This window comes from Serratia sp. CY44782 (genome assembly GCF_052168715.1).
Taxonomy (GTDB): Bacteria; Pseudomonadota; Gammaproteobacteria; order Enterobacterales; family Enterobacteriaceae; genus Serratia; species Serratia nevei.
On sequence record NZ_JBJNME010000040.1, the window covers coordinates 1 to 644 of the forward strand.

The 644-nt window shown below is 46.7% G+C and carries 1 protein-coding gene; it reads left to right on the forward strand.

The window, feature by feature from the left end:
- Window positions 1–644 (forward strand): hypothetical protein (locus ACJ8HT_RS24150; protein ID WP_350429880.1); only part of this gene is annotated, 644 nt, incomplete at both ends.

Sequence of the window (644 nt, forward strand, 5' to 3'; positions counted from 1 at the left end):
GATGAGCCATCGTTAATCCGAATTACCGATATCAATACGCACGATAGCTTCTTAGGGACGATTCAATTTTCACAGATTGCGGCTGCAGGTGGGATTATTCAGCGTTGGTATATGCCTAACCATACGCAGTATTCTAACGGCATTATCTCATCTAACTTTATGCCGTTTTACTTTGATGACCTGACTCTCAATGAGTTTACTGAGCTGACAGACCGTTACGCTCGCGTGCGGTATTCGCTACCCGCTGAATTCAATTTGATTAATGAGAACAACCGCTATCGTACTATCGATACCAGCGGGATATTTAAGCCGTCATACGCTGAAAAATTGACGTCTGAAACTGTCTCCTGCATTTCCGCTCATGCGACTAAAAATTTGGTGCAATTTTTTGTTGTCTTAACGGATGTTGTCAGCGCCGGGTATGAACAGACACAGGCAGGGGTGCTCGCGTACATTGCAGCCGTTGCCGAGCGCGCGCTGTTTATGGCGTACTCTGGGAATTATGGCACCTACAAATTACGGGAAGACACGTTTGATATCATCGTGCCGCCCGGTGCCTATACCGTTGAGATTGTCGGTGATGTAGGGGTTGCGGCGACCATTCGCCAACGCGTTAAACTGACATTTAAACCGCATAATAGCTA